Origin of the sequence: Rhodopseudomonas sp. BR0C11 (assembly GCF_010820945.1) — a bacterium.
Taxonomy (GTDB): Bacteria; Pseudomonadota; Alphaproteobacteria; order Rhizobiales; family Xanthobacteraceae; genus Rhodopseudomonas; species Rhodopseudomonas palustris_H.
The window spans coordinates 1-6,045 of record NZ_QTKI01000305.1 but is presented as its reverse complement, the minus strand read 5'-3'; the positions used below and the strand labels follow the sequence as shown (position 1 = coordinate 6,045).

Here is a 6,045-nt window from a genome sequence, read left to right as displayed (position 1 = left end):
CCTCGACCGCGCCGCGTTCGACGACATCGATCCCGGCTTGGGAGCCGCGCAGATGATAGTCGTCGAAGCGTGCGTCGACATCGCCGCCGAATTTCAGATTGAGGCCGACCTTTACCGCATGCAGGTCCTGCTCGACCTTACTGGTGCCGGGCGGCGTGGCGACAAGACCGACGCCCGGCACCAGCCGTTCGCTGCCCGGCGTCGCCATGTCACGACTGCCGAAATCGGCGTAGTTGTATTCGAGCTTCACCGACCAGGCCGGCGCGAGCGCCCGTTCGATGCCGGCGCCGACGGTCCAACCCCAACGACCGTCGTTGACGTCGGTCGAGTTGCCGAGCGGATAGCCGACGGCGATGTCGAGCCGTTCACTCAGGAAAGCCGCGCCGCCTTTGGCGTAGAGCAGCGTGCGGCCGGCCGGCCCGGTGACGAAGCCCGCACGGCCGGTCAGCGTCGCCAACGCATCCTGGCGGACGCGGCAGTTGGACGAAACGAACAACCCCGACGACGCCATGCAGGTGTTGGTGCCCTTGGCGTTCATCGAGCTGAGATCGGCCTCGACGCCGATCAGCCAATTTGCGTTCGGCTGATAGTTGTAGCCGACCTGGATGCCGGCGAGTGCCGCCGGGCTGCGAACGCTGCCGCCGTAAAGACCGGGGCCGGCAGGGTCGCTGAAGCTCGACGAACCGAAGCTGCCGCCGACATGAACGCCCCAATACAGGCCGGCCCAATTCCACGACACCGGTGCCACTGGCATGAGCGGAGGAAAGCGCGGCATGTCGGCCGCTGCGACCGGCGAAATTACCGTCGCCAGCATGGCGGCGGTAACAAGGATTCGACTCATGGCAACACACTCTGCTCGGCACAACGATGCCGAGCAGAATGCGCGCTAGGGATTAAAAAAGTGGTAACCCTGTTTGTTAGCTAGCTGCTAACCATGCGCAACCACGCCACGCAGCACCAGCCGGTTGAGCCGGCTGGCGAAGGCGGCGGGATCTTCGGGCAGTTCGCCGTCGAGGATCTGCGCCTGTTCGAGCAGCAAGAACGCAAGATCGGCGGCTTCCGCCTTGTCGGTCTTGGTATCGCCGAGCGTCGCGACCAGCGGATGCTGCAGATTGATCTCGAGGATCGGCTTGGAGCCGGCGCCCTTGTTGGCGCGCGCCAGCAGCTTCTCGAGTTCGCGATCCGGCCCCATGCCGCCAGCGACCAGACACGATGCGCTCGACGTCAGCCGCTGCGAGGCTTTGACGTCGGAGACGCGATCGCCGAGCGCGTCCTTGATCACCGCGATCACGGTCGCCTCGTCGGCCTTGGCCTCGTCCTTCGTGTCCTTGTCCTGGTCCTGTTCCAGCTTCGGGATCAGATCGAAATTGACGTCGCCCTGGCTCAGCGACTTCAGCGGCTTGCCGCCGAAATCGAGCTGCGCGGAGGTCCAGAACGCATCGACCGGATCGGTCAGCAGCAGCACTTCGATGCCGCGCGCGGTGGCTGATTCCAGCTTCGGGTTGGACTTCAGCCGTTCCAGCGAGTCGCCGACCAGATAGTAGATCTCGGTCTGGTTCTCCTTCATCGCCTCGACATACTGCTTCAGCGAGCGCTTCTCACCGGCCGTGGTGGTGAAGCGGGCCAGCGACAGCAGCTTCTCGCGGCGCTCGAAGTCCTCGTACAGGCCTTCCTTCAGCACCGGGCCGAACGAATCCCAGATCTTGGTGAAGTCCTCCGGCTTCTTCTCGGCGAGGCTTTCCAGCTCGCTGATCACCTTGCCGGTCACCGCGGTGCGGATCTGCGCGAGTTGCGGATTCTTCTGCAGCATCTCGCGCGACAGGTTGAGCGGCAGATCCTCGGAGTCGATCACGCCGCGCAGGAAGCGCAGGTAGGGCGGCAGCAGTTCGGCTTCCGAGGTGATGAAGACGCGGCGGACATAGAGCTTGATCTTGCCCTTGCGCTCCGGCTCGAACAGATCGAACGGCTTGGTCGACGGCGCGAACAGCAGCACCGCATAGGACTGCCGGCCCTCGGCGCGATAATGCAGCGTCATCGCCGGCTCGTCGAAGGCGCCCGCGATCTGCTTGTAGGCCTGCTTGTAGTCGTCCTCGCTCAGCTCCGACTTCGAGCGCTGCCACAGCGCGCTGGCCGAATTGATCTGGCGCGGCTCGCCCTCTTCCGGCACCAGCTCGATCGGGAACTGGATGTTGTCCGAGTACTCGGTGACGATCCGTTCGATCTGCCAGTCTTCGAGATATTTCGACGCGTCAGGCTTCAGGTGCAGCACGATCTCGGTGCCGCGCTCGACCCGCGCTGCCGCCTCTTCGGACGCAGGGGCGATCTCGAAGCCGGCGCCGCCGGCGGACGTCCAGGTCCACACATCGTTCGAGCCGGCGCGGCGGCTGGTGACGGTGATCTTATCGGCCACCATGAAGGCGGCGTAGAAGCCCACGCCGAACTGGCCGATCAGGCCGGCACTGTCCTTGGTCTCGGCAAGCTTGGAGATGAAGGATTTGGTGCCGGACTTGGCGATGGTGCCGAGATTGTCGATCAACTCCTGACGGTCCATGCCGATGCCGTTGTCGACGATCGTCAGGGTGTCGGGCGCCTTCTTTGGGATGATCCGGATCTTCGGCTCGCCGCCCTTTTCCATCAGCTCGGGCTTTGCGATCGACTCGTAGCGCAGCTTGTCGAGCGCGTCGGACGCGTTCGAAATCAGCTCGCGCAGGAAGATGTCGGTCTCGGAATAGACCGAGTGCACCATCAGGTTCAAAAGCTCGGCCACTTCAGCCTGGAACGGCTTCGTCTCGCTGGCGGTATCAGTCATGGTCATGGCGAATGTCGCTGGTCCTGGAGAAAGAATGTGAGGGAAAACCGGGATATAGCGCTGGCGGGCGCGATGGCAAGATCGCCGCGCCGGCCTAGATGCCCGGACCGGCCGAGGCCACCGCGGAGCAGCAGCAGGCTTTGAGACCTCCGAGTTCGGAGCGCGACAGCCGCAGACCCCAGCCATAGGCGTCGAGCACGTCCTGGACAATGGCAAGGCCCAGCCCGGCGCCCTCGCCGCGCTGATCGAGCCGGATGCCGCGCGACAGCACCTCGGTGCGCGCCGCTTCATCCAAGCCCTCGCCGTCGTCTTCAATCACGATGCAAAATTCATCGGCGTCGCAGGCGGTGCCGATCCGGACCCTGGACTTGGCGTGGCGGGTGGCGTTGTCGAGCAGATTGCCGAGCACCTCGGCGAGATCGGTGCGCTCGATCGGCACCGCCACATAGTCGGCGACCTCGATGGCGTAGTCGATCGCGCGACCGGCCGGGGTGCGCGACTGGATCGTCACCAGGGAGCGCACCAGCGGCAACAGCTCGACCGCGACGCTCTCGCCGCGCCGTACCGCACCGCGCAGCCGGGCCCGCGCCAGTTCGCGGTCGACATGCCGGCTCATCGCCGCGCCCACCGCTTCGATGTCGCGTGCGAGCTTGTCCTCGCCGCGCTCGCGCAGCCGCGCCGCATCGCCGGCGAGCGCGGCGAGCGGCGTCTTCAGGCCATGGGCGAGATCGGCGGCGCGGTCGCGCGAACGCTCGATCTCGCGCGCCTGCGCTTCCAATAGCGCGTTGACCTCCTCGACCAGCGGACGGACTTCGTCCGGCACCGCCTCGGGCAGCCGGCTGCTGCGGCCGGAGCGGATCGCGGCGACGTCGCGGCGCAGCGCCGCGAGCGGCCGCAAGCCGAGCATCACCTGCACCGAGGTGGCGAGCGCCAGCACCACGCCGAGCAGGCCGAGCGCAACCACGAGATCGCGCGCGAACGCCTTGCCGGCCGCATCGACCCGCGCCAGATCGACCGCCACCGCGGCCCGGATCGGGACGCTCTTACCGCCCATGGTGAGCTGCACGCGGCGCTCGACGATCGACAGACGCGAGCCGAACGGGCCGGCGATGTCGTGATGATGCACCTCCCCAGGGCCGGGCTGATCGATCGGCACCGTCAGCCGGTCGTCCCACAGCGAGCGCGAGCGGACGAGCTGATCACCGTCGTCGCCGACCTGCCAGTACAATCCCGAGAGCGGCTCGGAGAACCGCGGATCGGTCGGCGGACGCACCACCGCAAGCCGGCCATCCGGCCCGGCCTCGATACCGGCGAGCAGCTGCTTCAGCGACACTTCGAGATCGTCCGCGATGGTGCGGGTGACGTGGCGCTCGAACAGGATGGTGAGCGCGAAGCCGGCGATGCTGAGCGCGATCAGGATCGCCGCGGCACCGCCGGCGATCAACCGCAGCCGCAGCGAGCTGTGCTTCATGGACGCTCGTCCGGCACGATGTAGCCGAAGCCGCGCCGGGTCTCGATCAGCTCAGTGCCGATCTTGCGGCGAACCCGGCCGACCAGCACCTCGATGGCGTTGGAATCATGGGCGTCGTCCTGGCCGTAGATGTTCTCGGCCAGCTCGTATTGCGACACCACCCGGCCGCGATGCAGCACCAGATAGGACGCCAGCCGGTATTCCAGCGGCGACAGCGAAACCGGCTTGCCGCCGACGCTGACCTGCATCTGCCGCTCGTCGAGCGTGACCTCGCCGATGGTGACCACCGACGAGGCATGGCCGGCCGAGCGCCGCACGATCGAGCGCAGCCGCGCCAGTAGCTCCTCCATCTGAAACGGCTTCGGCAGGTAATCGTCGGCGCCGGCATCGATGCCGTCGACCCGTTCGGCCCAGCTGCCGCGGGCAGTGAGGATCAGCACCGGGGTAAGGCGGCCGTTGTCGCGCCAGCGCTTCAGGATGGTGAGGCCGTCGAGCCCGGGCAGACCGAGGTCGAGGATGATGGCGGCGTAATCTTCGGTATCGCCGCGAAACCACGCCTCTTCGCCGTCACCGACGATCTCGGTAAGGTAACCGGCTTCACCGAGGCCGCGCGCCAGCTCCGACGCGATCCGGCTGTCGTCCTCGACCACCAGCACCCGCATCACTTCTCCTTGGTGCGCCGGATCTCGCCACTGCGCCCATCGACATAGACTTCGTACAGCCGGCCGGCCTTGTCGACCACGATGAACTCGTACAGCCACTGATCGTGGTGGCGCTCGATCTCGACGCCGGTGATCTCGCCGGGGAGCTTGTCGCGAATCTGGCCGAGCAGTTCGGCGAGGGGGCGGATTTCGCCGCGCTCGACGGCGAGGCGCGCTTCGTCATGATCCTGGCGGTGGTCGTGGGCGCCGTGATTGTGCTCATGCGCGAGCAGGCGCGCCGACGGCAGCGGTGCCGCGGCGATCAGGGCTGCGAAGATGAAAATGAACAGGCGCCCCATCGGTGCTTCGGCCGGCTCCTTTCGAAACCGCCAGTCTGGCGCCCGGCCGCTGACCGCTCGCTGACAATGATCAAACCCGCCGTCAGCCGCCGTTCCGCGAGAACAACGGCCGCAGCACGCCGGCCACCAGCCCGGCGGCGATCAGCAGCCCGACCACCGGAATCCACAACAGGAACGCCCCGAGCAGCAGCACGAGCACCACCGCAATCACCGCCCCGATCGCCAGCGCCATCAGAAACAAGCCGAGCGGCCCGACTTTGCCGACGAAGACGTGCTCGGTGGTGTTCTGGTCGATGAAAATCCGCGTCCCCATCGGATCATGGGTCTGTCCGGGCGGAATGATCTCCGGCTCATAGCGCGGCCGCTCCGGCGGCCTGGATTGATCGGTCATGATGCGTGTCCTTGGGGCGCGCGCGGGTCGGCTCCGGCGCGGATCCAGCATAGCCACAAAGGTGGCGAGCGCGAGAGCGTTTCCACAGGGTTACGCGGCGATCGGCCGCGCGGCACGCCGTTTCAAGGCAGCAATACCGGTGAGGTGGTGCGCTCCGGGCCGAAAAGCCGTAGCCGAACGAACTCAGGACGCCCGCAGGAGTTCCTTGGCCTGGGCCACCCGCTCCGGGAAGGCCGCGGCGAGCGCGGCACGGTCGGCTTTCAGCACGCCGCGCTCGGTAATCAGACCGGTGACGAGCCGCGCCGGGGTGACGTCGAAGCCGTAATTGGCGACCTTTGACCCCTGCGGCACGATCCGCACCGTCTCGATCCGGC

At 66.7% G+C, this 6,045-nt stretch carries 6 protein-coding genes and 1 pseudogene; all 7 read right to left on the bottom strand.

The genetic code is table 11. The features are described 5' to 3' along the window. The coding region (locus tag DYI24_RS19470) for an outer membrane protein (RefSeq protein WP_164573474.1) at positions 1–841 on the bottom strand (841 nt) is incomplete at its 3' end. An 87-nt stretch (positions 842–928) separates the two neighbouring features. Next, a complete protein-coding gene (htpG, locus tag DYI24_RS19465) occupies positions 929–2,815 on the bottom strand; it encodes a molecular chaperone HtpG (protein ID WP_164573473.1) in 1,887 nt (628 codons plus the stop codon). 88 nt (positions 2,816–2,903) lie between these two features. Further along, positions 2,904–4,280 (bottom strand): sensor histidine kinase, encoded by a 1,377-nt coding sequence (locus DYI24_RS19460; RefSeq protein ID WP_164573472.1) that lies wholly within the window; start codon positions 4,278–4,280, stop codon positions 2,904–2,906. Further along, positions 4,277–4,942, bottom strand: a complete 666-nt coding sequence (locus tag DYI24_RS19455) for a response regulator transcription factor (protein ID WP_107346761.1) — start codon at positions 4,940–4,942, stop codon at positions 4,277–4,279. The genes DYI24_RS19460 and DYI24_RS19455 overlap by 4 nt, the downstream gene beginning before the upstream one ends. Beyond that, positions 4,942–5,280, bottom strand: a complete 339-nt coding sequence (locus DYI24_RS19450; RefSeq protein ID WP_164573471.1) for a PepSY domain-containing protein — start codon at positions 5,278–5,280, stop codon at positions 4,942–4,944. Before DYI24_RS19450 ends, DYI24_RS19455 begins: the two co-directional genes overlap by 1 nt. Positions 5,281–5,362: 82 nt before the next feature. Next, positions 5,363–5,671: a hypothetical protein gene (locus DYI24_RS19445; protein ID WP_011160351.1), complete on the bottom strand. Its 309-nt coding sequence runs from the start codon at positions 5,669–5,671 to the stop codon at positions 5,363–5,365. A 183-nt stretch (positions 5,672–5,854) separates the two neighbouring features. Then, positions 5,855–6,045, bottom strand: a pseudogene (locus DYI24_RS19440) (S-methyl-5-thioribose-1-phosphate isomerase); the annotation flags it as partial.